Origin of the sequence: Sinorhizobium sp. RAC02 (genome assembly GCF_001713395.1) — a bacterium.
GTDB lineage: Bacteria > Pseudomonadota > Alphaproteobacteria > Rhizobiales > Rhizobiaceae > Shinella.
This window is the reverse complement of sequence record NZ_CP016450.1, coordinates 1,977,103-2,001,611: the sequence shown is the minus strand read 5'-3', so window position 1 is coordinate 2,001,611 and position 24,509 is coordinate 1,977,103. Positions and strand designations below refer to the sequence as shown.

The window sequence follows — 24,509 nt, the reverse complement described above, 5'->3', positions numbered from 1 at the left end:
GCAACAGCTTCGTTCCAGTTTTCAATGCGATTTGTCAGCGCACTCTCAGAAGGTACTCCAAGCCCTGCGTGAAGCCACGCGGCGCGACGGTGAGGTGATCCTCGTCGTCCAAAACCGCCGACTTCAATTGGAGGTTCGGATACTTTCGGCTCTGCAACGCTACTTCTAAAGCGCGGTTGTCGGCGACCATATCTACCGTCTGGTTGTAGCGCCGGTCGCCTTTGCGCTGCGCCTCATAGGCGCCGACATAAAGATAGACCTTCGCCGGCAGGTCCTTGTTCTGCATGGCGTAGTCCGTTTCGAGCTTGAAGGTGTGGCGCTTGTCGTACCAGAGAGAGGGGCTACCGAGGATATAGCCGCTAAACAAGCCAGGTTCGGTGAACAGGATCTGTGCGCCAAGCAAAGCACCGTAGGAGTGGCCAAGGAAGAGCGATCTGGCGGGATCGGTACGGTAGCGGGCGGCGATAGATGGTTTCACCTGATCACCCAAGTATCGCTGATAGGCCCGTCCCTGCCCATGGATCGCACCAGCAGGTGCGCTCCTTGGACCGTTCGACGTGGGGGTGTAGTCGCGCTGACGGCTGACCTTGCCATCCTCACCCTTTCCATAAGACAAACCGACAAGAATGAACTCCTCGATCCGGGGCCCTTCGACGTTCAGACGGCGGCCGATCTGCCGGATGATCGGGAAAGCGTAATCAGCATCGGTGACGTAAAGCACGGGGTAGCGCCGCTGAGGTTCCTTCGCATAGGACGGTGGTAAAGCGACGAAGACTTGGTAAGTGCGACCGGAAACTGGATCGGGCACATCCCAGACTTCGCTATCGATGATCTCGTATGCGCGCCCCTCTCCCAACTGGGCTTTTGGAGTCGACTGAGCGTACGTGTGCGTCGGACCACTAGGGACGCTGAAGCCGACGATGACAGCTATCAGTAAGGTATTCAGAAAACATCGTCGCATGTGAAGTCTCCGCGCGTGGGATTACCATGGTGTCGACCACTAATGGCGTACCCGCGCGGCATTAAGACTAAAATTTTATCGAATGAATTCGTACTTAACAAAACGTGACGGCTGAGATTGGTGGTTTCGGCTTTCAGCCAGCCAAGCTATAAGGCTGTCCGTAATTTGTCGCAAAAATCCTGAAACCTGCAGCAGATATGATTCAATACGACAGGGACCATATCGTCCGCTTTAGTCGTCTTCGTCTCATATCATCGACGGCCGCAATGGGGGCGGGAGCAGACCTCTATGACGCTTCGAGGAGTGTCCGCAGTTGGCGCGAAGCGGACCCTTCTGTCGATGCCAAATCCGCCGCTTACCCGGTCGTCAGCCACCCACCTTGCGGTGCTCGTCACCATACATGCCGAGATAGTCGGAAAGTTCCGCTGAACCCAGCCCGATGGCATCCAGGATTTCCCGCGCAAACGACACCGGTGCCGCACCTGACGCGGTGATGACGCCCTGGTCGCTGACGGCCTGCGGCTGGTTGCGGTAGAGTTCGGCCCCGCGGTAGGTGGGTACGACGTCCTTGAGCTGGCTGGCGTAGTTGCCGGTATGGGCGCGGGTATCGAGCAGGCCGAGGCCGCCGAGTGCGAGCGTGGCGTCGCAGATGGCGGCGACCGGTTTGCCGGCCGCGATGAAACGCCCGACCGGAGCCGAAAGGTCGGGCACGTCATCGGATTGCCAGATCGTGCCGCCGCAGAGCACCAGCACGTCGTAATCGGCGGGGGCGGCATCCTCCGCCTTGCCGGCAGACCTGATGGAAACGCCGCCGAGCGAGGTGGCGTCCTGGCCAGCCGGGGTGAGGATGACAGTCTGCGCGCTGCATTCGTGGCGCGCGGTCGCCATCAGCAGCCCGCATTCCCAGTCGGCATAACCCTCGGTCAGCACGATGGCCAGTCGCTTCGTCATGTCGGTGTCCTCCTTGATTCGGCGGTCAGCCCAGGGCGTGAACGTAGCGCATGCCCGTGACGGGACCAGCCCGGAAGTTCATCTGTTCGTAGAAGCGATGCGCGCCGAAATTGCCGGTGGCCGCGCTGACCGACAGGTAGCCGCAGCCGGCGATGCGGGCGTGTTCACGGGCGCGCGAAACGAGGTGGCGGCCGATGCCGTGGGCGCGGTGGTCGGCACGCACGAACAGGTGGTGCAGGTCCATGCCGCGCAGGCCTTCCGTTGCCCGGTAGGTCGGCACGAGCAGGGCGTAGCCGATCAGCCGGCCGTTCGCTTCGGCAACGAGTGCCGTGATCCAGGGATTGGCGCCGAACAGGTCGCGGTCGAGATCGACGGCAGCGATTTTTGCGATGTCGCCGTGGCATTCGGCCAGCAGCGTGATCATGTCGAGGATCTGCTGCAGGTCGCCCGGACGTGCGGCGCGGATGGTCAGCATCGGCGGGCGTTCGAGAGCGGGCGGTTCAAGCTTGATGACGGTAGTGTGCATTTCGGGCTCCTTGGGTTTTCTGCCATCAGGTGCCCTAAAACAACAAAGCCGCCTGATGGCGGCTTGTTGACATGATCAAACAGCCGCTCCTATCGGAACAGCCAAAAATACGTTGCGGCGATGTGCGTGCTCTTGATCATGGTCGCGATATTCTCGAAATCGCGACGTTTGTCAATCGGATTTCTATCCGAAGGGAAGGGATGAAAGCGAAGGCGGTTACGCCTCCGCCTCCGTCGTGCCGGCGACGGGTTGCCCTTCCGCCGTGCCTGCCTGCTGTGTCTGGTCGACGCCGAGCTGTTCCTTGATGGCGCGGCGGATCTCTTCCTCGACGGCCGAACGCTCTTCCGGCGGCATCGCGGCGAGGCTTTCCTCGGTCAGTCCCATGCCGTCGAGCAGCTCCTTTCGCAGGCGCTCGACCGGCGTCATCTTGGAAAGCTCCATGAATTCGGCAAGCAGGCTGTCGCTTTCGTCCTGCGCCTTGTCGAGCTTCGCGCTGGTCATCCACAGCGCATTGGCAAGGCCGGACGGCATTCCGCTCGTCGGCGCCACAGTCGGGATGTTGCGGGCGCTCGAACCGCCGCCGCCACTGCTGTAGAGGCTGTCGTCGCTGGTCGTGCGCGGCTTGCCGAGCGTGTAGTTGGGAAGCATGCTGCCATCGATCTTCATGAAAAAGGCTCCCTCAAAATGACTTTGACGGAACCTTTAGGATATGCAGCTTTTGCGAGACTTGCGGCAGCCTATGCGTCGCTTTCGACGCGGCCGGACCCGAGGCGAACGACGTGATCGGCGGGCGCGATGACGCTTGTGCGATGGGTGACGGCAAGGATCGTCACGTCGCCGGCAAGGCTGCGGATATGCTGCATGATCTCTGCCTCGGTGGCCTCGTCCAGCGCCGAGCTCGCCTCGTCGAGGAAGAGGAATTGCGGATCGGCATAAAGCGCGCGGGCAATCGCGATGCGCTGCCGTTCCCCGCCGGAAAGCTTCATGCCGCGTTCGCCTACCTTCGTCTCGAACCCCTCCGGCAGCCCGTCGATGAAGGGACGGATCGCGGCCTTCTCGGCGGCCCGCCGCAGCCGTTCGGGGTCCATCGCGCGGCCGAGCGCGATGTTGACGGCGAGCGTATCGTTGAGCAGCACCGCTTCCTGCGGCACGATGCCGACGGCGCCGTACCAGTCCCGCTGCGAGACGGTGTCGAGATCGACGCCGTCCACGCTGATCCGGCCGGAAGCGGGGGTGATCGATTTCAGCGCCAGCCGCAGCAGCGTCGATTTGCCGGAGCCGGTTTCGCCGACGAGATAGGTGATGCGCCCGCGCGCGGCAGTAAGGCTCACATCGTTCACACCGCGGCCGTTTTCATGGACATAGGAGACGTCCTCGAAGGCAAGCCGGCCAGCTGCAGGGGCGAAACCGCCGGTGGTCGCGCCATCCGGTTCCTCGGGAGCGGCCCAGATGCGGGCGAGCGGCAGCAGCGAGGCGCGGGCGCGCATCACGTCGTCCAGCGCATGGCCGATCATTTCGAAGGGCTGGTTCAGTTGCAGGAGCAGGGTGTTGAACAGCACGACGTCGCCGACGCTGAGGTCGCCGGCCCGGTAGCGCGGCAGGATCAGCAGGAAGGTGACGGCGAACTGAAAGGCGAGCCCCGCGCCGAGCACCGAGGAATAACCGATGCGGCGGCGGCAGAAGGCGGCCCAGTTATCACGCTCTTCGCCCGCCTTTTCGGCAAACCGCGCCTGCATCCAGCCATGGCTGCCGAAATGGCGCAGCGTCTCCATGGCGGTCATGGCGTTGCCGACGAATTTGGCGTTCTCCTGGCCGGCGGCGATCGCAGCGTCGAGAAAGCGCCGCGTGCGGTGGTTGGCAATGGCCGTCAGCGCGATGAAGCCGCAGCCATAGGCGAGCACGATCAGCACGATTTCGAGATTGATCGTCGCGCCCAGCATGCCGAGTGCCAGCGCGATCTGTGTGGTGCCTGGAATGAAGACGATGAGTGCGAGCTGCACGAGCGTCATCATCGCGCCCTGTCCACGCTGGCCGGCGCTTTCGATTTCGGCCGGGTTGTGCTCGACGAAGAAGGCGGCGCGCTTCTTCAGCAGCCGCGCAAACAGGCTGGTGCCGGCAATGAAGCTGAGATTCTCCGCGCTCATGTAGGAGAGGTATTGCACCATGTACTGAAGTGCCGCGGCCGCGCCGATGAGGAGAGCATAGACGACGAAGCCAAGCGCCAGCGTCTCGGCGAAGCGGTCTGCGGTCAGCTGGTCGATGAGGCGTGAAAACAGGTAGGGTGCTGCGATCGACGCAATCGCGGACAGGAACACGATCGCGGCCACCAGCGCCAGCAGGCCACGCGAGGCGTGCCAGTAGTCGGCAAGAATATGCTTCACCGGCGCGGCGATCAGCCGCCAGTCGTCCTTCATGGCGAATCTCCCGGGGAGGATCTGGAGAGGGGCATAATGGGAGGGGCATGCCGGCGAGGCAAGCCGTGAACCCGGCCAATGTCGAGCGAGCCTTATGAGATCTAGGGGACGTCGTGCAAAAAAACGGCGCGGGACATCGCCCGCGCCGGCTTTTCACCCTGTGGCGCCCTTACGGCAGCGTATAGGCGATGACGTAGTCGCCCGGCTTGGTGCCGACGGAGCCGTGGCCGCCGGCGACGATCAGAACGTATTGCTTGTCGCCAGCCGTGTAGGTCATCGGCGTTGCCTGTCCACCGGCGGGCAGGCGGCCTTCCCAGAGCTGGCGGCCGCTCGTCACGTCATAGGCGCGGATGTAGTTGTCGACGGCCGCACCGAGGAAGGCGACGCCGCCCTTGGTGATGATCGGCCCGCCGATGCCGGGCACGCCGACCTTGAAGGGCAGCGGCAGCGGCGTCATGTCCATGACCGTGCCGTTCTTGTGCTTGTAGGCGATCTTGCCGGTCGCAAGGTCTGCACCCGCGACATAGCCCCATGGCGGTGCCTGGCAGGGAATGCCGAGCGGCCCGAGGAACGGACCCATGAAGACGCCGTAGGGTGCGCCGTCATTGCGGTTCAGGCCCTGTTCGGAACCCTTCTCGTCCTGCCCCTTCGGCGGGATCTGGTCACGCGGCACGAGGCGGGAGGTGAAGGCGAGGTAGGTCGGCATGCCGAACATCACCTGCCGTTCGGGATCGACCGCGACCGAGCCCCAGTTGAAGGTGCCAAAATTGCCCGGATAGACGATCGTGCCTTGCAGCGACGGCGGCGTATAGCGGCCCTCGTATTTCATCGACAGGAAGTCGATGCGGCACGCCAGCTGGTCGAACATGGTGACGCCCCACATGTCCTTTTCCGTCAGTGGCGGAGGCGAGAAGGTGAGATCGGATATCGGCTGCGTCGGGGCGGTGAAGTCTTCCGGGATCGCCCCAGTCGGTGCCGGTATCTCCTTGACCGGAATGATCGGCTCTCCGGTGCGCCGGTCGAGCACGTAGATATCGCCCTGTTTGGTCGGGCCGACAAGCGCGGGGATGGTCGCGCCGTCCTTCGTGATGTCGATCAGCGCCGGCTGGGCCGGTACGTCCATGTCCCACAGGTCATGGTGCACGGTCTGGCGCACCCAGCGCACGGCACCGGTCTTGATGTCGAGTGCGGCGATGGACGACGAGTATTTTTCGACATGCTCGCTGCGGCCCATGCCGAGCTGGTCCGGCACCTGGTTGCCCAGCGGCACATAGACGAGGCCGAGCGCGTCGTCATAGCTGAACACCGACCAGGAATTCGGCGAGTTGACCGTATAGACCTGGCCTTCCGGCAGCGGTGTCGTGACGTCAGGATTGCCGGAATCCCAGTTCCACAGCAGTGCACCGGAATTGACGTCGAAGGCGCGGATGACGCCCGACTGCTCCTTCGTCGAGTAGTTGTCGTTGACCGCCCCGCCGATGATGATCTTGCCGTCGGTGATGACGGGCGGCGAGGTGGAATAGTAGTAGCCGGCCGGGTTGTACGGCATGCCCTTTTCGAGGTGCAGCACGCCGTTGTCCGCGAAGGTCGTGCAGACGTCGCCGGTTGCCGCGTCGAGCGCGATCAGGCGGGCGTCGGACGTCGGCAGGTAGACGCGCGTCGCGCAGGTCGTGCCTGATGTCGCGGCCGGATCGGCATAATAGGTCACGCCGCGGCATGTCTGGTGCTGTCGGTCCGGGTTCATGCCGGAGTTGGAATCGTATTTCCACTTCTCCTTGCCGGTCGCGGCATCGAGCGCGATCGCCCAGTTGTGCGGCGTGCACATGTAGAGCGTGTCGGCAATCTTCAGCGGCGTCACCTGGTAGGTGGTCTCGCCCACGTCATCGGGCAGCTTCACGTCGCCGGTCTGGTACTGCCAGGCGACCTTCAGCGTCGAGACATTGTCGGTGTTGATCTGGTCGAGCGGAGAATAGCGCTGGCCGTATTGCGTGCGGCCATACTGGTGCCATTCGCCGGCCGGCACGTTGCCGCCGAGCGCCGGCGTCGCGTTGACGATGTCGGTCGGCAGCGTGCCGGCCACGTCATGCGGGTCCTGTGTCAGCGAATAGCCGGCGACACCGATGGCAACAACGACGGCGATGGCGAGCGGCAGCGCCGACGCCGGATAGGGCGTGCCGGTCGGGCTCGCAAAACCGAGCGGGCGGCGGATGGCGGGCAGCATCAGCCACAGGCCCAGCAGCACGATGATGCCGCCGCGCGGTCCGAGCTGCCACCAGTCGAAACCGACCTCGTAGACCGCCCAGCCGAGCGAGCCGAGAATGATGAGGGCATAGAGCCAGATCGCCGCTGCGGAGCGGCGCAACAGCAGGATGGCCGTGACGAGGAAGGCAAGGCCCGTGACGAGATAATAGGGGCTGCCGCCGAGCGACAGCAGCCAGCCGCCTCCGCCCGTCAGCACCAATCCGATGATGGCGATGAGGGCGGCGGTGAGGGATAACAACATGATGGTCTCCGTTTGCGATGCCAACCCGATGGGAGGAGAGGGGCCGGCATGACGTCCGGCTCAAGGAGGGACGCTGGAGAAATTAGGGCGAAAACGTGACGCTTCAATGCCTGAAGTTGGTTCAGGTCCCGCAAAATGTCGCTGTGATTTCTTCGCCGGGCTTGGGCGGCTCGGCGTAGGCGGCGAAGGCCGGCTGGTCCTCGTAGGGCTTTGCCAGCACATCGTTCAGGGCCGCAAACAGCGAGAAATCGTCGTGGTCGATGGCTTCCGTCAAAGCCTCTTCGACCTTGTGGTTGCGCGGGATGAAGGCCGGATTGACGCGCCGCATTGCCGCCGCGCGGTCCCGTGGCGGCGCGGCGTCCTGCGCCAGCCGCTCGCGCCAGGCGGCAAGCCAGGGTGTGAGGGCATCCGGGTTTTCGAGGAGGCGGCCGAGTGCTGCATCCGCGTTGCTGTTTTCGGCCGAATCCGAGAGCCGGCGGAAGGCGAGCGTATAATCGGCCTTCTGCTCGTAGAGCGTCACCAGCAGGTCGCGGATCAGCGTCTGGTCGCCGTCGTCTTCGTCCTCGCCGAGGCCGAGCTTGGCGCGGATGACGGCCTTCCAGTGGTCCTGGAACCGCTCCATGAAGCGGGCGACGGCCGCGTTCGCAGCCTCCACCGCCTTGTCCTGGTCCTCGTCGAGAATGGCGAGCATCGCCTCGGCGAGCCGGGCGATGTTCCACTGGCCGATCATCGGCTGGTTGCCGAAGGCGTAGCGGGCGTTCTGGTCGATCGAGGAAAAGACGGTGCGCGGGTCGTAGTGGTCCATGAAGGCACAGGGGCCGAAGTCGATCGTCTCGCCTGAGATCGTCATGTTGTCGGTATTCATCACGCCATGGATGAAGCCGACGCCGAGCCATCGCGCAATCAGCGAGGCCTGCCGGTCGGCCACCGCGTCGAGCAGCGCGAGATAGGGGTTTTCGACGCCGCTCAGCTCCGGATAGTGCCGCTCGATGACGTGATCGGCCAGCACGCGCACGTTCTCCGTCTCGCCGCGTGCGGCAAAGAACTGGAAGGTGCCGACGCGGATGTGGCTTGCGGCAACACGGGTGAAGACGGCGCCGGGCAGCACCCGGTCGCGATAGACCGGCTGGCCGGTGGTGACGGCGGCCAACGCCCGCGTGGTCGGGATGCCGAGCGCATGCATGGCTTCGCTGATGATGTATTCGCGCAGCACCGGCCCGAGCGCTGCCCGCCCGTCGCCGCGCCGCGAATAGGGCGTCTGGCCGGCACCCTTCAGCTGGATGTCTCGGCGCTTGCCGTTGCGGTCGATCACTTCGCCCAGCAGGATGGCGCGCCCGTCGCCAAGCCGCGGCACGAACTGGCCGAATTGGTGGCCGGCATAGGCCATGGCGAGCGGCAGCGACCCGGGCAGGGCAACGTTGCCGGAGAAATAGCCGGCGCCACGCCGCTCCAGCATGTCGGCATCGAGGCCAAGCTCTTCGGCGAGTGCCCGGTTGAAGGCGATCAGCCGCGGCGCCTCCACCGGTGTCGGATCGACCGGCGCGAAGAAAATATCGGGCAGCCGCGCATAGCTGTTGTCGAAGGGGATGGTGCGGGCCGTGCCCGCGGCTGCCGTCGTCGCGCTGCTCATGATCGTTCGTCCTTGCTCTCTGCCCTAAAGATAGGGTCTCGGGCCGGCAAACGAAAGGCGCTTCAGGCGATCATCAGGAAAAGCGCGAAACTCTGGCCGAGCCGTGCGAGACGGCGCAGCTGGTGGGGCAGGCGCTCGTAGATCTGCTTCAGGCCGGGACGAAGCCACGCCGTCCAGAGGCCCGCATAGGCCCGCCCGGCCAGCGTGACGGGGAGCGCATAGGCCGAAAGATCCAGCGTGCGGTTGCTCCAGCTCTCCTTGTAGTCGGCGGGGTGGCCGAGCAGGTCGTAGGTCTTCACGCCCTGATCGATCAGCCAACAGACGGTCATGTCCATCTGCGCCTTGCCGGGAGAGGCATCGCGCAGGTCCCAGTCGAAGGCGCCGAGATAGGCGTGGTAGTGGCCGTGGTGCAGGAATCCGAGTTCGCCCGCCACCAGCCGATCGCCGGCCTTGAGCACGGAAAGGCAGGCGCCGGACAGGTCGTCCCGCCTGCCGGGAAGGCTGGCCAGGAAGTCGTCAAAGCCCGCGAAGGCGAAGCCGGTGCTGCGTCGGCCGGTTTCGCGCAGCCAGGTGCGCTTGAAGTCGAGGCACGTCGCGATCGCGTCGGCAAAACCGTCCTCGCCGGGAAAGAGCACGCAAAATGACAGCGGGCCATGCCGCGAAAGCGCATTGCGCCGGCGGTTGCGGTTGCGCCGCTGGGTCTTGCTGAGCGCGGCTGCATAGGCATCGGGGGACGCGAAGACGGAAAGATCCAGCATGGCCGCACTGTTGCCACGGCCGGACAGCGGCGACGTGTCCTGAAACAGCGCGGTGAGGGCGGAGCCCGCCGGCACGCTTTCCATCACGGCGACGTCATGTTTTGTGTTCGCAAGGCCCCCGAGCAGTCGGCGCGCGGCCTCTCGACCGTCGAAGGTCGGATCGATCAGCAGATTGGCATATTGGCTGTGCGGCCAGCCGAGCGGTTCGAGCCGTTTCACCGCCGTGCCGGACAGCATCAGCGGCCACACGGCAACGAGGTTTCCACCCTGCCGCAGCGTGTGGATTTCCGGCCGGCAGCGCGCGTCGGCAACGACGTCGAGCCAGCGCTGACACCAGTCGAAACTCTGGAAATAGGTGAGCGGATCGGCGGCGCGGGCATCGAGCGCGCGCCAATCTGCCGCCACGGCGTGCATGGCGGAGCGATCGCGCAGCACGTGATGCTGCACCGCGGCGTCATCAGCCGTGCCGGTCCCCTCCATAGCCATTGCCCATCCGTTTTCCTGCGCGGTGACGCTAGCAGCGGCGGCTGAATAAAACCTTTCCCGCTTTTGTCCCCGTTTGGCTCTTGCAGGGTGAATGAAGATGGAATTTCATAACCTTCTGAATAAGCGAACGGTTTCGTCCGTCCCTTTCTCAGCAGAAATGCGTGCGTGAATTTCCGGTTGCCGGCCATGCCGGCGGGCCTCGATCGTTTCCTTGGGAGGGTATCGTGCAGCGGAATGTCCATCGGATGATCGGGGCGCTCGCCGCCTGTCTTCTCTTTTTCGCAGCACCCGCGGCCTTCGCCGCCGAACGCTATGCGCTCCTCATCGGCAATGCCGAATACGAGGATGCAGAACCGCTGGAAAACCCGCTGAACGATATCGACCTCGTCGGCGAGGCGCTGGAGCGGGTCAATTTTTCCGTGACGCGCGCCACCGATGTCGACCATCTCGGCATGCTGTCCGCCCTCAACAATTTTACCCGCGTGGCGGAAAAGGCGGAGAACCCGGTGCTCTTCGTCTATTTCTCCGGCTATGCCGTGCAGATCGGCGGCGACAACTTTCTCCTGCCGACCGACGCTTCGGGCCGCACGCTGACCGGCCTGCGCAATCGCTCGCTTGCCGTCTCCGAGGTCACCGAAACCCTGCGCAAGCTCGGCACCGGCCTCAAGGTCGTGCTGTTCGACGCGGCCCATGAAAACCCGTTCCTCACGCTGCGCGACATCCCGGATGGCCTTGCCGAGCCGAAGAATGCCGAGGGCATCCATTATGCCTATGCGTCGGCGCCGGGCACGGCCTACGACTACGAGGGTACGCCGATCAGCCCCTTCGCCTCCGCCTTCGTCGACGCGATCAGCATTCCCGGCATCGTGCTGGAGGACGCCTTCCGTAAGGTGGGCGAGATCGTGAAGGAGCGCAGCAAGGGCAAGCAGGAAACCTGGCAGAGCGATGCCGACTACGGCAAGTTTGCGCTCAGCCCCAAGGACGACAAGGTTGATCCGGCGGAAATCGCCTTCTACGAATTCGCCTCGCTCGCCGACAACCGCGAAGCCTATGACCGCTATCTCAGCCGCTATCCGGAAGGCATCTTCGCCTATATCGCGCAGCGCAAGATCGATCTGCTCGGCAAGCGTTTCGAGGGCGACCACGAAGACACGGGCAACCTGCCCTATCTCAGCATCGCCAACGACCGCCACGATCCCTGCGGTCGCCTGACCTTCGGCGGCAGCAAGAGCGACCGCCGCCTTTCCGATCTCTACAAGGACGGCCAGCTCGTGCTCGTCGATTTCAGCTTCTGGTATCCGCCGGAAAGCTGCGACTACATCTCCTATTTCTCGACCGTCTATTCGCATGAGCGCCTGCGCAATATCATCACCTCGGCAAGCATTCCCGAGCGCCGCATCTATGTCGCGAGCCAGGACGACCTGAGCCCGAGCGAAGAGCGCGCGATCTACGACTATTTCGACGAGGATCGCCGCGGCTACGCCCAGTCGCTGATGTTCCGCGCCATCAACGAGGAGCGCCGCCACGGCCTCGGCATCGCGGTGAAGACGCCGGACGACAATGCCCGCGAATATGTCGATGAGGTCGCGTGCGGCGACGGCTGCCTGCGCTTCCGCGGCCTGGTGCGCTTCCGCGACAACAGCGGGCGTTCGCTGGAGGATTACGAGTTCGAATTCGTCGACGTGCGCCGCCTCGGCTTCTACGATAAATACCGCGATGCCCTGCGCGATTTCCCAAGCGACGAACACGCTTCGAACGACAGCGCGAGCCATGAGACGAAGACGGATGGTTACGCCGACACCGCTTCATCGAGCCATGACGACGGCTACGGCTCGGATGCCGATCCCTACCGTTCGTCGCGTTCGGTCGGCGGCTGGGACATCGTCGCGGATTTTTCCGGCGACCGCTTCCTCAACTGCCGCGCCACCCGTCGTGGCGATGGCGACCGCACCACCGCCTTCCGCTGGTACGACGACGGCCACGTAACCTTCGGCTTCCAGGACAAGGGTTACGATTACGGCAACGACTATGCGAGCGACGCGAAATACTGGATCGACGACGGCCAGGGCTACGATATCCACGGCAAGGCCTATGGCGGCCAGGAAATCGCCTACGATCTCGGCCGCGACCGCTCGGTCATCGATGCCCTGAAACGCGGCAACCACATCCGCATCGGCGATATCAGCACCAGCCTCAAGGGCTCGAGCGCGATGCTGGACGATTTGCAGGAGTGTGTGGGGGCGTTTCGGTAACGCAGCCGAGTGCGGCGGATTGAGCCATATCAGTGCTTTCCGATGCGGCTTTTAGTTGTGGGGTGTGATGCGTTCTACTGATGGCCAAAGAGGGCATGGCATGCGTCGGCATAAACGTGAGATCAAAAGCTTGCTCGAAAGAGTCCGCATTCTCGCACGACAGGACGGGCAGGACCTTTTGCAATACATCGTGGCAATGGCGCTCTGTGAAAACTGCCCGGCTTACGATGGCGAGGATGCCGCGCATATCGCGCTCAATGACAACGGCCGCACCTAAAGGGCGGTCGTTGTCTAGAGGCCGGAAGCATTTATGCCCATTGAGCGAAAGGCCTACACCTTCCCCGCCACCTTGATCGCGAACGCATATTCGAACGCGATCTCCTCCAGCCGCTGGAAGCGTCCGGAGGCGCCGCCGTGGCCGGCGCCCATGTTGGTCTTGAGGAGGATGGGTTCGCTGCCGGTGGTTTTTTCGCGCAGTTTGGCGACCCACTTGGTGGGCTCCCAGTAGGTGACGCGCGGGTCGGTGAGGCCGGAAAGTGCCAGGATCGCCGGGTAGGCCTTCGCCTCGACATTGTCGTAGGGCGAGTAGCTGGCCATCAGCTGGTAAAAATCCCTACTGTCGATCGGGTTGCCCCATTCCGGCCATTCCGGCGGGGTGAGCGGCAGCGTGTCGTCCAGCATGGTGTTGAGCACGTCGACGAAGGGCACGGCGGCGATGATGCCGCCGAATTTTTCCGGCGCCATGTTGGCGATCGCCCCCATCAGCATGCCGCCGGCCGATCCGCCTTCCGCGACGATGTTCGCGTAGGAGGTGAACTTCTCTTGATTCAGATAGTCGGCCGCCGCGATGAAGTCCTTGAACGTATTGGTCTTCCTGTCCATCTTGCCGTTTTCGTACCAGGCAAAACCCTTGTCCTTGCCGCCGCGGATATGGGCGATGGCATAGACGAAGCCGCGGTCGACGAGCGACAGGCAATTGGTGTTGAAGGACGCCGGGATGGTGATGCCGTAGGCGCCGTAGCCGTAGAGCAGGCAGGGCGCGGAACCGTCGAGCGGCGTATCTTTCCGGTAGAGCAGGGTGACGGGCACCTGTTCGCCGTCCCAGGCCGGCGCGAAGACGCGACGGGTGACGTAGTCGTCCGGGTTATGGCCGGAGGGCACTTCCTGCGTCTTCAGGAGCGTGCGCTCGCGCGTCGCCATATTGTAGTCGAAGAGCTGCGCGGGCGTCGTCATCGAGGAATAGGAGAAGCGGATGACGTCCGTATCGTATTCGGCGGCACCGGAAAGGCCGAGCGAATAGGCCTCCTCATCGAAGGCGATGGCGTGTTCCTCGCCCGTCTTGCGATCGCGCACGACGATGCGCGGCAGGCCCTCATGGCGCTCCAGCCAGACGAGGTGGCGGGCAAAGGCCATGTGGTTGAGGATCAGCGTACCGGCACGGTGCGGCACGACCTCGGTCCAGTTCTCGCGACCCGGCGCCGTCACCGGCGTTTCCATGATCTTGAAGTCCTTGGCGCCGTCGGCATTGGTCAGGATGTAGAAGACGTCGCCGCCTTCCGTCATCGCATATTCGAGGCCGGTCTGGCGCGGCGTGACGATGACCGGATTGGCCAGCAGGTCCTTGGTGGAGAGCAGGCGGTATTCGCTCGTCTCGTGGTCGTGGATGTCGATATAGATAATATCGTCGAGCAGCGAGCCGCCGACCGACATGAAGAAGCCCGCATCCTTCTCCTCATAGACCAGCCGATCGTTCTCCTGGCGATCGCCGAGGATGTGGTGGAAGATTTTTGACGGGCGGTGGTTCTCATCGAGCGCGGTGTAGAAGAAGCTTCTGGCATCCGGCGCCCAGACGCCGTCGCCGCCGGTATTGACGAGCGTGTCGGTGCGGTCCTCGCCGGTCGCAAGGTTGCGCACCTTCAGCGTGAAATATTCCGAGCCCTTGTCGTCATAGCCCCAGATGCCGACCGAATGATCCGTCGAATGGTCGATGCCGGAGAGGCGGAAATAGTCCTTGCCGGCGGCCTCCTTGTCGCCGTCCAGCAGGGTGATGCGTTCGCCGCCGTCGCGGGGCTCGCGGAAATAACGCGGCTGCTCGCCGCCGGTGACATAGGCGGTGCCATAGGCAAATGGGCCGTCCTTCATCGGAACGGAGCTGTCGTCTTCCTTGATGCGGCCGCGCATCTCGGCAAACAGCGTCTTCTGCAGCGCCTCCGTGTCGGCCATCGCGGCCGTCATGTAGGCGTTTTCCGCCTCCAGATGCGTGCGGATTTCCGGCTGGAGGATCGAAGGGTCCTTGAACATCGCCTGCCAGTTCTCGTCGCGGAACCAGGCGTAATCATCCGTCCGGGTGATGCCGTGGCGGGTGTCGGAGATCGGCTTCTTGGCAGCGACGGGAGCGGCGGGCAGGTTTTTGAAGACGGACAAGATTTCACTCCGGCAAATCGGTAGGCGGGATCAAACAGATAGAGAGCCCGGCCCGCCGCATCAAGCGGCTTTGCCACTGGCTGCCGTTCTTAATCACCCTGGCAGGCTGCGGCGGGCCTTGCGCTTGGCGGGACGCAACTCGTCGGCGATCGTCATGCCGATGATGGAAAGGGGAAGGGCCAGCATGGCGCCGGCAGCGCCCCACATCCAGGTCCAGAAGATGATGGCGGTGAAGATGATGAAGGCGTTGACCTCCAGTCGCTTGCCCATCACCGCCGGCATGACCAGGTTTTCCATGGCAAGGTGCACGAGGAAGAAGGCGAGGGCCGGCAGCAGGCCCATCACCATCGTCTCATGGGTCAGGAGGCCGGCGGTGGCAAGCGCGATCGTCATCAGCGCCACGCCGAGGAACGGCACGAAGCTGGAGAGAAACGCGAACAGGCCCCAGAGCGCGGGCATGGCAAGCCCGCCGCCCCAGGCGATGAGGGCGGTGACGATGCCGAGCGAGCCGTAGACCAGCGTCGCGGTCGCGAAATAGAAGCCGAGTGCCTTGTCGACGGCGTTCATGATGCGGATGGTGGTCAACCGCTGGCCGCGGCGCGGAAAGGCCAGGATGATCATCTGGCGCAGCTTCAGGCGCGCCGAAAGGAAGAGCACGAGGGCGGCGAAGAAAATCATCGCCTGCAACAAAGCGGGGGTGAGGCTGGCGGACAGGATGCCGAGAATGCTGCCGGTGTTTTCCAGCACCTTTTCCATCGACATCTGCGTGCCCTGGAAGGTTTCCGGGCTGATGTTGAGCCAGCCGAGGCGGGAAAACAGCGGTGTTACGCGATCATAGGCGCCGCGCACCAAGTCCGGCGCATCCGCGGCGAGCTGGCTGATCGGCTCGGCCAGCATTCCGGCGATGAAGAAGACACCGACGCCGAACAGGCCGGCCAAAAGCAGCGCCGTCGGCAGCGGGGGGATGCCGAGGTCATGCAGCTTTTCCGCAGCCACGCCGAAGATGAGGCCGGTGACGACGGCCAGCGATAGCGGAATGAGGATCGGCGCCATGAGATAGACGACGCCCATGGCCATGATGGCGAAAATGCCGATCGCCGCCCAGGCGGCGGCTATGTCGAGACCATAGCGACGCGGCGCATGATCGACTAGGTCTTTTTCCAGGTCGAGGCCGCTTCGCAGGAGCCTCCGTTCAGCCGGTTGTCCCGACAGGTCATGCATGGCGTGTTCCCCAATTCGGCCGCAAAACGCGTGACGGGGATGGAAGTTCCGCCGCTGTTGCTTGAAACCCTGGGTCGGTTGCCACCCGTCGTCAAATCGACATATTGCCGGTCAACCCCGAATTAGGACGTCGGCAATGACGCCACGAAGAGGAGGCCGATAGTTGAAACGGCAGGCAACCGGGCTTGTATGCGCCCTTTGCACCCTGGCGCTCGCGCCGCTCGTCGCATCCCCCGCAAAGGCGATCGACGCCCGCATCCGCAGCCAGCTCCAGAAGCTGACGCCGGAAGAGCGGCTGGAGCAGCGCTGCGATATGGAAGCGATGGACAAGATCAGCGGCGACAAGGACGGCTTCCGCCCGGACAAGGTGATCGCCTACGCCTTCGGCGATCCCAAGCTGGATGGCACGACCTTCAAGACCCGTGGTGCGGTCTTCCGCAGCGGCGGCGAATGGTACCGCCTGTCGTACAAATGCGAGGCGAGCGCCGACCGGCTGGAGGTCAACGCCTTCAAGTACAAGATCGGCGACATGGTCCCGCGCGAGGACTGGGCGGCGCATTATCTTTATGACTGAAGGCGTCGCGCCTTAGCACACCGCGTCTTCTGCTGGAAAAACCCGAGAACCTCTCCTGAGTCATGGTCGGGCTTGACCCGACCATCCATGCGTGGGGCGCGGCGATGGATCCTCGGCTCGAGGCCGAGGATGACGACGGTGGGTGGGGCGAAGTCAGCGGGAAGCTCCCGCATTGTTCATGGGCTCAGGCAGAAAGCTTCAGCCCGATGCCCCACGGATCGATGAGCGAGACCGTATCGTCCGACCGGGTGGTCGGGATGGCAAGCGTCTCCAGCTGCTTGAGGGCCGTCTCCAGCCTGGCCGGATCGTTGAAGCGGATCGTGTAGTCGGCAAGGCCGGTCATGCCGTCCTGCCGCTTCGGCTGGCCCTGCGAATTCCAGACATTGGCCGCCACATGGTGATGATACTTGCCGGTCGCGAAGAAGCTCGCGCCGGGATAGCTCGTCATGATGTCGAGGCCGAGCACGTCGTGGAAGAAGGCGTTTGCCTCCGGCATGTCCGAAACCTGGAGATGGATATGGCCGATGACGGTGCCATTCTCCTGGCCGGTCCAGCCATCCTTAGGCGCTTCGTCATAGAGCGCCTGCAGGTCGAGCCGGAGCGTTGCCATCTTCACCTTTCCATCCGCCACATAGGTCCATTCGGACCGGTCGCGGTCGCGATAGATCTCGATGCCGTTGCCTTCCGGGTCGTCGAGATAGATCGCTTCGCTGACGAGGTGGTCGGAGGCGCCGGTGAGCGACACGTTGTTGTGTGCGGCATGTGCCAGCCAGCGGCCGAGTTCCTTGCGGTTCGGCACCAGGAAAGCGGTGTGGAAGAGGCCCGGCGCGTTGCGCGGCGCGCGGGCGGCATTGCTGCCGGTCGTCAGTGTCAGCAGCGGGCGGCCGGACACGCCGAGCGTCTCGCCGGAGGCAGACGTCTCGAGCACCGTCAGGCCCATAACCTGCTGGTAGAAGGCCGACAGCATCGGCAGGTCGATCACCGTCAGATGCGAGTGATCGACGAAGGCTGGCATGTCGACGGCGTGGGTCTCGGTCATGGTGGCAGTCTCCGCGTGCGTGGGGCCGGCCTTGGCGACAGCGATGCCAGCGGCGGCAGCGCCGAGAAATGTCCGTCTGTCGAAGTCGGTCATGGTATCATCCCGTTTCGGTTTCCCCTGGAAACCGTTCTGTTGGGGGCAATATGGCGGAGCCGCTTCGTTCACGAAAGGTGGTGTTTCGGCGATTTACTGTCAATGCGGCGTTGACGATGGCTGGCTTGGAACTTGACCCGGATCAATGCCGTTGAACGGCGACGATGACAATTTCGCTGCAGATCGTGAAACAAAGGAGACCGGTATCGTGACGGACATGGCGCATTACAAGGATATTCTCCTCGGCCGCAAGCGCGAACTCCATAGCCGTTTGCAGAGGATCGAGACGGATCTCGACACGCTGAAAAGCGGTGACAGCGCCGACCGGGCGACCGAGCGGGAGAACGATGAGGTGCTGGAGGAATTCGGCACCAACGGCCTCAAGGAAATCGAAGCCATCGACGCCGCCCTCGACCGGATCGCCGCCGGCACGTTCGGCACCTGCGCCAAGTGCGGCGGGCCGATTTCGCCCGCGCGCCTTGCCGCCGTTCCCCATGCGGCACTGTGTGAAGAGTGCATCGCGCAGCAATGAGATGACAGGCGGCAAACTTTCGTGATCCCCGCAAGCGGCCGTTCCCCTTGCCCGCGCGAGGCAAACACGCCACCATGGGCGGCAGATGAAATGCAGGGCCGGTCGCGGTGGAAATCAAGGGCATCAAGTGGAACTATGACCGCTACGAGGTCATCGCCGATGGCATCGTGCATGGCGTCGGCTTGGTCTTGGCGCTGATCGGCGTCACGGCGCTGATCTTCTATGCCACCGTCTGGGCGTCGAGCGGCCAGCTGGCTGCGGCCTGGGTCTATGGCGTCGGCCTGGTGCTCGTGCTCGCCACCTCCTTTGCCTACAATCTCTGGCCGGTCTCCAACGTAAAATGGCACCTGCGCCGCTTCGACCATTCGGCGATTTTCATCCTGATCGCCGGCACATATACGCCGTTCCTGCAACGCGGCATCGAGGACCCCTTTCTGGCCGGCATGCTGGTCTTCCTCTGGCTGATGGCGGCGGCCGGCGTGGCGCTGAAATTCCTCTTTCCCGGTCGCTTCGACCGGCTGGCGATCCTCATCTATCTCGGTATGGGCTGGAGCGGCGTGCTCGCCTTCGGTCCGCTGATGACGCATCTGTCCACCGCGACGCTGACGCTGATCGTGGTCGGCGGGCTGCTCTATTCGGTCGGCGTCATCTTCCATATCTGGGAGAAGCTGCGCTTCCAGAACGCCATCTGGCATGGCTTCGTGGTGGCCGCGGCCGCCGTGCACTACTCGGCGGTCGTCACCAGCGTCGTTTCCAGCATCTGACCGATCCCGCTATCGTGCGGCCGGGGCCGCGCCCTGCGCATTCGTGCAGCCTTCGGCGGGGTGCAGCGACTTCACCAGTCTGCCGACGAGCGGCGAAATCTCTGCCTTCATCGATTGCGGATAGTCCAGCACGAAGGAGGCGACGGCATCGCCGCACAGCGCGATGACCCGGTGATAGAGAATCCGGTCGCTGCGCGTGCCCGAAAGGCTCGCCCAGCCGGTCGTCTGCCGGTCATAGCTCAGGTCCCAGCCTTGCTGGCCGTAGGTCACGCGCCGGTCGGCAACCTCTTCCGCGAAATCACCGGCCGTCAGATAATTTGCCCAGACGGCGAGCGTCGCGCCGCCATTGCCGTAGGTTCGCCCGTCACCATTGTCCGCTTCGCGCACCAGCGCAAAGCCAGGCGGGATATCGACCGCAAAGCCGAAGCGGGCGTTGGCATAGGGCTCCCACCCGGCGGCAAGGGCAGGGGCGGGGAGGATGAGGAGAAGCAGAAAAAGCAAACGTTGCATGGTGGCCACTCGCTGATGCGTCAACGACAAGACGGACAAAGGCGGGCCTTTCATCGCCAGCCCTGCGAGCAGGCTGGACAGCTTTCCCGCTCCTCCTGTATGGCATGAGGCAAAACCGGGGGGAACCATGGACATTACAATACGCGATGCCGCGGAGGGCGATCTTCCCGCCATCATGGACATCTACAACGATGCCGTCGTCAATACCACGGCGATCTGGAACGAAGCCGTCGTCGACCTCGCCAACCGCAAGGCCTGGTTCGCCGCCCGCCGCGAGCGGGATTTTCCGGTGCTTGTCGCCGTGCGCGGCAAGCAGGTGATCGGCTATGCCTCCTATGGCGATTGGCGGGCCTTCGATGGCTTTCGCCATACGGTCGAGCATTCCGTCTATATCCGCGGCGAGGCGCGCGGCACGGGAACGGGCAAGCGCCTGATGAAAGCCCTGATCGACCGCGCCAGCTTCAACGGCATCCATGTCATGGTGGGCTGTATCGAGGCGGAGAACGTCGCCTCGATCAAGCTGCACGAAAAGCTCGGCTTCCGCATGGTCGGCCGGTTCAGCGAGGTCGGCATCAAGTTCGGCCGCTGGCTCGACCTCGCGTGTATGGAACTGAGGGTGCCGAAGCGCTGATCAATCCGGATCGAAGCTGAGCGCCACGCCGTTCATACAAAAGCGCAGGCCGGTCGGCGGTGGGCCGTCGGGGAAGACGTGGCCGAGATGGGCGTCGCAATCCGAGCAGCGGATTTCCGTGCGCGTCATGCCGTAGGAATGGTCCGAGTGGTCCGTTACCGCACCGGGCTCGATCGGCTCGTAGAAACTCGGCCAGCCGGTGCCGGAATTGAACTTCGCCTCGGACCTGTAGAGCGGCCTGTTGCAGCAGATGCAATGATAGGTGCCCTTTTTGGAGAGGTCGAAATCGGGGCTGGAGAAGGCGCGCTCCGTGCCGTGTTCGCGCGTGATGCGGAACTGTTCCGGCGTCAGGATCTGGCGCCACTCTTCCTTCGTCTTGTTGACCTTCAATGTCGTCGTGTCGCTCATGGCGTCCTCCTGTTGTCCCAATAGATAGGACGGCAAATGTGGCAAGACAATCCGTGCGGCATCTCTTCGCCGGACGCGCGATTTCCTCGGCATCGGGTGCGGCAGCAAGGTCGAGTTCCGGCGGGTCGCAGACGGCAGCGTCGTCGTCATGCCATTTGGCAAGCCGCGGCCGGAATGCCGGTTCGTGCACTCACGCGGCCAGCCGGCGCGGGCATGACGACGGACGAGTTCATGGCGCCGACCCGCGGCGAAGATTGAGCATGGTCCTGCTCGACACGAATGTTCTGCTTGGTCTTGTGACGGCCATCGGTGCGCATAAAGCTGTTGCGGGATGGACGTTGATCACCTGCGATGCCGGGCGTTGTCGCACGTATTTCCCCGGTCTCGATTTGCGAAAGCCGGACGAGAAGAGCGATCAAAGCGCGTGAAAACGCCGCGCCTTTGCGCTTCAAGGGTGGTGATTTTGGCCCTGCCGACGTAGAACCAGCGCTCCGACGATGAAATCACGCCAATGGAGAGCGAATGACACCAGACACGATGGGCCTGACCTTCCTTGCCTTCTGTCTGCCGTTTCTCGGCGCGCTGGTCGCGCCGGCGCTGACGCGTCTGCTCGGCCACAACGCCGCCTGGCCGTTGGCGCTCATTCCACTCGCCGTCTTCCTGCATTTCCTCGGGTTCAACGCGGAAGTATCGCGCGGCGAGATCGTCACCGGCGGCTATGCCTGGGTGCTGTCCTACAATGTCAGCTTTTCCTGGCTGATCGACGGCCTGTCGCTCGCCTTTCTGCTGTTGATCTCCGGCATCGGCACGCTGATCGTGCTCTATGCCGGCGGTTACCTGAAAGGACACGCGCATCAGGGGCGGTTCTTCTCGTTCATCCTGATGTTCATGGGGTCGATGCTCGGGCTTGTAGCCTCCGACAGTTTCCTGATGCTCTTCGTCTTCTGGGAGCTGACCTCGATCACCTCCTTCCTGCTAATCGGCTTCGACCATGCGCGCGAGGCTTCGCGCCGGGCCGCACTCCAGGCGCTGATCGTGACCGGCGGTGGCGGGCTGTTCCTGCTCGCCGGCCTGCTGCTGTTCTGGAATGTCACCGACGTGACACAGCTGTCGCTTCTGATGTCCTTCGGCGCGGAGGTGCGAACGAGCCCGTTCTATCTGCCGATGCTCTTCCTCATCCTCGGCGGCGCCTTCACCAAGTCGGCGCAGTTCCCCTTCCATTTCTGGCTGCCCAACGCCATGGAGGCGCCGACGCCGGTTTCCGCCTACCTGCATTCGGCCACCATGGTGAAGGCCGGCGTCTATCTCCTGATGCGGCTCAATCCGGTGATGGGCGGCACGCCCGCCTGGGAAACCATCCTGCCGGCCTTCGGCGGGCTGACGCTGCTGGTCGGCGCCGTGCTCGCCATCCGCCAGACGGACCTGAAGCTTATGCTCGCCTATACGACGGTCGCCTCGCTCGGCCTGCTGGTGATGCTCACCGGCTTCGGCTCCGAACATGCGGTTGCCGCCGCGGCGCTCTATCTTGTGGCGCATTCGCTGTTCAAGGGCGCGCTCTTCATGGTCGCCGGCCTGATCGACCACGAGACGGGAACCCGCACCATCACGAAACTTGGTGGCCTGCGCCGCGCCATGCCGGTCACCTTCCTTGCCGCCCTGCTGGCCGCGCTGTCGATGGCCGGCCTGCCACCGTTTTTCGGCTTCCTGGCGAAGGAGGAGATCTATGGTGCGCTTGCCGGCGGCAGCCTGCGCGCCATCGCCTTCACGGCGGCTGCGGTCATCGGCAACGGCCTGATGTTCGCCGTCGCCTTTGCCGTCGCGCTGAAACCCTTCCTCGGCGCGCGCATCGAAACGCCGAAACATCCGCATGAAGGGCCTGCCTTGCTGTGGATCGGACCGATGCTGCTCGCGGTCAAGGGGCTGACGATCGGCATCTTCTCCGCCGTGGCGCATGCCCTGCTGACCTCGCCGCTCGCCTCCGCCATTGCCGGCAAGCCGGAGACCGTCACCATTTCGGCGATCCCGCATTTTGGCGCAGCCCTGCTGCTTTCCCTTCTCACCGTGGCCTTCGGCATCGTCGTCTTCCTGATGCTCGACAAGGCGCGCGCTGCGGCGAATGGGCTGGTCGAGGACATCGGCTGGGGGCCGGACAGGGGCTTCGACCAGGCCATGCGCGGGCTCGTGCGCTTGGCTGTGTTCGTCAACCGCCTGACCCAGTCGGGCCGCATGGAAGTTTACATGACCGCGACCTTCGTGGTGGTCGCGCTGGCGCTCCTCGTGCCGCCGGTCGTCTATGGCGAATGGCCGCGCGCACCGGTCTGGCCGGCCAACATGCCGTTCTATGAGCTGGCGGTGATGCTGCTGGCGGCACTTGGCATCGGCGCCGTCCTGGCGGCGAAAAATCGCCTGACGGCCATCGTCGCGCTTGGCGTGCAGGGCTTTTGCGTTGCCTTGCTCTTCCTGCTGTTCGGTGCACCGGACCTTGCCTTCACGCAGTTCATGATCGAGACGCTGTCGGTCGTCATCCTGGCGCTCGCCATGACGCGGCTCCAGCTCACGCCGCGCGACCGCCGGCCGCTCAAGGAAAAAATCCCCGATGCCGCAATCGCGATCGCCTGCGGTCTCGGCTTTGCGCTCTATCTGCTGCGCGTGACGCAGGGTCGCTTCGACACGGCGCTCAGCGATTTCTTCAACCTCTATTCCAAGACGATCGCGCACGGAGCCAATGTGGTGAACGTCATCATCGTCGATTTCCGCGGCACGGACACGCTGGGCGAAATCGCCGTTGTCATGGTGACAGGGCTGGCCATCCTCTCGATCATCCGCATCCGCAAGGGCGGCAAGGTGGAGGAAAAGATCTGATGGTTTTTGTCTGTGGCTGCCCCCCTCATCCGCCTGCCGGCACCTTCTCCCCGCGGGGGAGAAGGGGACTATCGCTGACGTCTCGTTTCCCTTCTCCCCGACGGGGAAAAGGTGGCCCGGGAGGGCCGGATGAGGGGGCAGTCCACGCCGCTTCTGTGAAGGGGACCCGCCGATGAACACGCTGATCTTCCGCACCGTCGCACCGTTCCTCACCGCGCTCATGGTGCTGTTTTCGCTCTTCGTGCTGCTGCGCGGCCATAACGAGCCGGGCGGCGGCTTTATCGGCGGGCTCATTGCCGTCTCGGCGCTGGCGATCTTCGGCATTGCCAATGGCGTCGACGCCGTGCGCAAGGCTCTGTGGTTCCATCCGATGGCGATCTCGGCCTTCGGACTGTTCATGGCCTGCCTGGCCGGTTTGATGTCGATGGTCTTTGCCGTGCCTTTCATGACGGGGCTCTGGGTCTATCCGGTGATCCTCGGCGTGGAAATTCCGCTCTCCAGCGTCATGCTGTTCGATGCCGGCGTCTATCTCGTCGTGGTGGGGGCGATCACCTCGATTGCACTGGCGCTCGAAGCGGGAGACGACCTGTGATGGAACTGCCGCTCGTCATGCTCATCGGTGTGTTTTTCGCCGCCGCCGTCTATCTGATGCTGTCGAAGTTCCTGGTGCGCGTGCTGCTCGGCGTGGTGCTGCTCGGCAATGGGGTAAACCTCCTGCTCTTCACCAATGGCCGCATCCTGCGCGAGGTGCCGCCGATCATCCCGGCCGGCTACGACGTGCCGGTGACGCTGACCGCCAATCCGCTGCCGCAGGCGCTCATCCTGACGGCCATCGTTATCTCCTTCTCCTTCTTCGCCTTTCTTCTCGTGCTCGTCTACCGTGCCTATCAGGACCTCGGCACCGACAACGGCAACGAGATGCGCGTGGCGGAGCCGGAGAACGATCCGCTCCCGCCGACCGGCTACTGAC

23 protein-coding genes are annotated in these 24,509 nt (G+C 63.8%); 9 read left to right on the top strand and 14 right to left on the bottom strand.

What is annotated here, in order from left to right:
• Window positions 1-34 precede the first annotated feature (34 nt).
• The 8 genes from BSY16_RS09590 to BSY16_RS09555 all read right to left on the bottom strand — a co-directional run bounded on the left by BSY16_RS09590 (window position 35) and on the right by BSY16_RS09555 (window position 10,229).
• Window positions 35-961 carry an alpha/beta hydrolase gene (locus BSY16_RS09590; protein WP_083242874.1) on the bottom strand — a complete coding sequence of 309 codons (927 nt, stop codon included), beginning with the start codon at window positions 959-961 and terminating at the stop codon, window positions 35-37.
• Window positions 962-1,327: 366 nt separating this feature from the next.
• The gene (locus BSY16_RS09585) at window positions 1,328-1,912 is read right to left on the bottom strand and encodes a DJ-1/PfpI family protein (protein WP_069059448.1); all 585 of its coding nucleotides are present in this window, start codon (window positions 1,910-1,912) and stop codon (window positions 1,328-1,330) included.
• Window positions 1,913-1,937: 25 nt separating this feature from the next.
• Window positions 1,938-2,438 carry a GNAT family N-acetyltransferase gene (locus BSY16_RS09580; RefSeq protein ID WP_069059447.1) on the bottom strand — a complete coding sequence of 167 codons (501 nt, stop codon included), beginning with the start codon at window positions 2,436-2,438 and terminating at the stop codon, window positions 1,938-1,940.
• A gap of 216 nt (window positions 2,439-2,654) precedes the next feature.
• On the bottom strand, window positions 2,655-3,104 hold the full coding sequence (locus tag BSY16_RS09575; RefSeq protein WP_083242873.1) for a hypothetical protein: 450 nt from the start codon (window positions 3,102-3,104) through the stop codon (window positions 2,655-2,657).
• Between the two features lie 71 nt (window positions 3,105-3,175).
• Complete coding sequence (locus BSY16_RS09570) at window positions 3,176-4,852, bottom strand: ABC transporter ATP-binding protein (RefSeq protein ID WP_069059446.1); 1,677 nt, start codon at window positions 4,850-4,852, stop codon at window positions 3,176-3,178.
• Between the two features lie 169 nt (window positions 4,853-5,021).
• Window positions 5,022-7,355 carry a glucose/quinate/shikimate family membrane-bound PQQ-dependent dehydrogenase gene (locus BSY16_RS09565; RefSeq protein WP_069059445.1) on the bottom strand — a complete coding sequence of 778 codons (2,334 nt, stop codon included), beginning with the start codon at window positions 7,353-7,355 and terminating at the stop codon, window positions 5,022-5,024.
• A 121-nt stretch (window positions 7,356-7,476) separates the two neighbouring features.
• A complete protein-coding gene (locus BSY16_RS09560) occupies window positions 7,477-8,985 on the bottom strand; it encodes a protein adenylyltransferase SelO (protein ID WP_069059444.1) in 1,509 nt (502 codons plus the stop codon).
• A 62-nt stretch (window positions 8,986-9,047) separates the two neighbouring features.
• The gene (locus BSY16_RS09555) at window positions 9,048-10,229 is read right to left on the bottom strand and encodes a GNAT family N-acetyltransferase (protein WP_083242872.1); all 1,182 of its coding nucleotides are present in this window, start codon (window positions 10,227-10,229) and stop codon (window positions 9,048-9,050) included.
• 224 nt (window positions 10,230-10,453) lie between these two features.
• Between BSY16_RS09555 and BSY16_RS09550 the strand changes: the two genes are divergently transcribed.
• Both BSY16_RS09550 and BSY16_RS32365 read left to right on the top strand, forming a co-directional pair.
• Window positions 10,454-12,481, top strand: a complete 2,028-nt coding sequence (locus BSY16_RS09550; RefSeq protein ID WP_150129916.1) for a caspase family protein — start codon at window positions 10,454-10,456, stop codon at window positions 12,479-12,481.
• A 130-nt stretch (window positions 12,482-12,611) separates the two neighbouring features.
• Complete coding sequence (locus BSY16_RS32365) at window positions 12,612-12,758, top strand: hypothetical protein (RefSeq protein ID WP_171902402.1); 147 nt, start codon at window positions 12,612-12,614, stop codon at window positions 12,756-12,758.
• A 53-nt stretch (window positions 12,759-12,811) separates the two neighbouring features.
• On the opposite strand, the gene BSY16_RS09545 is transcribed toward BSY16_RS32365, so the two are convergent.
• Both BSY16_RS09545 and BSY16_RS09540 read right to left on the bottom strand, forming a co-directional pair.
• On the bottom strand, window positions 12,812-14,905 hold the full coding sequence (locus BSY16_RS09545) for a S9 family peptidase (protein WP_069059441.1): 2,094 nt from the start codon (window positions 14,903-14,905) through the stop codon (window positions 12,812-12,814).
• 93 nt (window positions 14,906-14,998) lie between these two features.
• Window positions 14,999-16,126: an AI-2E family transporter gene (locus BSY16_RS09540; RefSeq protein ID WP_069059440.1), complete on the bottom strand. Its 1,128-nt coding sequence runs from the start codon at window positions 16,124-16,126 to the stop codon at window positions 14,999-15,001.
• 163 nt (window positions 16,127-16,289) lie between these two features.
• Here BSY16_RS09540 and BSY16_RS09535 point away from each other — a divergent pair, with 163 nt between their 5' ends.
• Window positions 16,290-16,700 carry a DUF930 domain-containing protein gene (locus BSY16_RS09535; protein WP_502696004.1) on the top strand — a complete coding sequence of 137 codons (411 nt, stop codon included), beginning with the start codon at window positions 16,290-16,292 and terminating at the stop codon, window positions 16,698-16,700.
• A gap of 184 nt (window positions 16,701-16,884) precedes the next feature.
• Here BSY16_RS09535 and BSY16_RS09525 read toward each other — a convergent pair whose 3' ends face one another.
• A complete protein-coding gene (locus BSY16_RS09525; protein WP_069061464.1) occupies window positions 16,885-17,739 on the bottom strand; it encodes a VOC family protein in 855 nt (284 codons plus the stop codon).
• Window positions 17,740-18,049: 310 nt separating this feature from the next.
• Between BSY16_RS09525 and BSY16_RS09520 the strand changes: the two genes are divergently transcribed.
• The gene (locus BSY16_RS09520; RefSeq protein WP_150130041.1) at window positions 18,050-18,364 is read left to right on the top strand and encodes a TraR/DksA family transcriptional regulator; all 315 of its coding nucleotides are present in this window, start codon (window positions 18,050-18,052) and stop codon (window positions 18,362-18,364) included.
• 107 nt (window positions 18,365-18,471) lie between these two features.
• Window positions 18,472-19,128 carry a PAQR family membrane homeostasis protein TrhA gene (trhA, locus tag BSY16_RS09515; RefSeq protein ID WP_069059438.1) on the top strand — a complete coding sequence of 219 codons (657 nt, stop codon included), beginning with the start codon at window positions 18,472-18,474 and terminating at the stop codon, window positions 19,126-19,128.
• Window positions 19,129-19,137: 9 nt separating this feature from the next.
• Here trhA and BSY16_RS09510 read toward each other — a convergent pair whose 3' ends face one another.
• A complete protein-coding gene (locus BSY16_RS09510) occupies window positions 19,138-19,638 on the bottom strand; it encodes a hypothetical protein (protein ID WP_069061462.1) in 501 nt (166 codons plus the stop codon).
• A gap of 127 nt (window positions 19,639-19,765) precedes the next feature.
• On the opposite strand from BSY16_RS09510, the gene BSY16_RS09505 reads away from it, so the two are divergent.
• Window positions 19,766-20,269, top strand: coding sequence for a GNAT family N-acetyltransferase (locus tag BSY16_RS09505; RefSeq protein WP_069059437.1), 504 nt, complete (start codon window positions 19,766-19,768; stop codon window positions 20,267-20,269).
• On the opposite strand, the gene msrB is transcribed toward BSY16_RS09505, so the two are convergent.
• Both msrB and BSY16_RS33080 read right to left on the bottom strand, forming a co-directional pair.
• Window positions 20,270-20,677, bottom strand: coding sequence for a peptide-methionine (R)-S-oxide reductase MsrB (gene msrB, locus BSY16_RS09500; RefSeq protein ID WP_069059436.1), 408 nt, complete (start codon window positions 20,675-20,677; stop codon window positions 20,270-20,272).
• A gap of 146 nt (window positions 20,678-20,823) precedes the next feature.
• Complete coding sequence (locus BSY16_RS33080) at window positions 20,824-21,129, bottom strand: hypothetical protein (protein WP_171902401.1); 306 nt, start codon at window positions 21,127-21,129, stop codon at window positions 20,824-20,826.
• Between the two features lie 70 nt (window positions 21,130-21,199).
• On the opposite strand from BSY16_RS33080, the gene BSY16_RS09495 reads away from it, so the two are divergent.
• The 3 genes from BSY16_RS09495 (at window position 21,200) to BSY16_RS09485 (ending at window position 24,508) form a co-directional block, all read left to right on the top strand.
• Window positions 21,200-23,539, top strand: a complete 2,340-nt coding sequence (locus BSY16_RS09495; protein WP_083242869.1) for a putative monovalent cation/H+ antiporter subunit A — start codon at window positions 21,200-21,202, stop codon at window positions 23,537-23,539.
• A gap of 172 nt (window positions 23,540-23,711) precedes the next feature.
• Entirely contained in the window at window positions 23,712-24,131 is a 420-nt protein-coding gene (locus tag BSY16_RS09490; protein ID WP_069059434.1) for a Na(+)/H(+) antiporter subunit B, read from the top strand.
• Window positions 24,131-24,508: a Na+/H+ antiporter subunit C gene (locus BSY16_RS09485; protein ID WP_069059433.1), complete on the top strand. Its 378-nt coding sequence runs from the start codon at window positions 24,131-24,133 to the stop codon at window positions 24,506-24,508. The genes BSY16_RS09490 and BSY16_RS09485 overlap by 1 nt, the downstream gene beginning before the upstream one ends.
• Window position 24,509 lies beyond the last annotated feature (1 nt).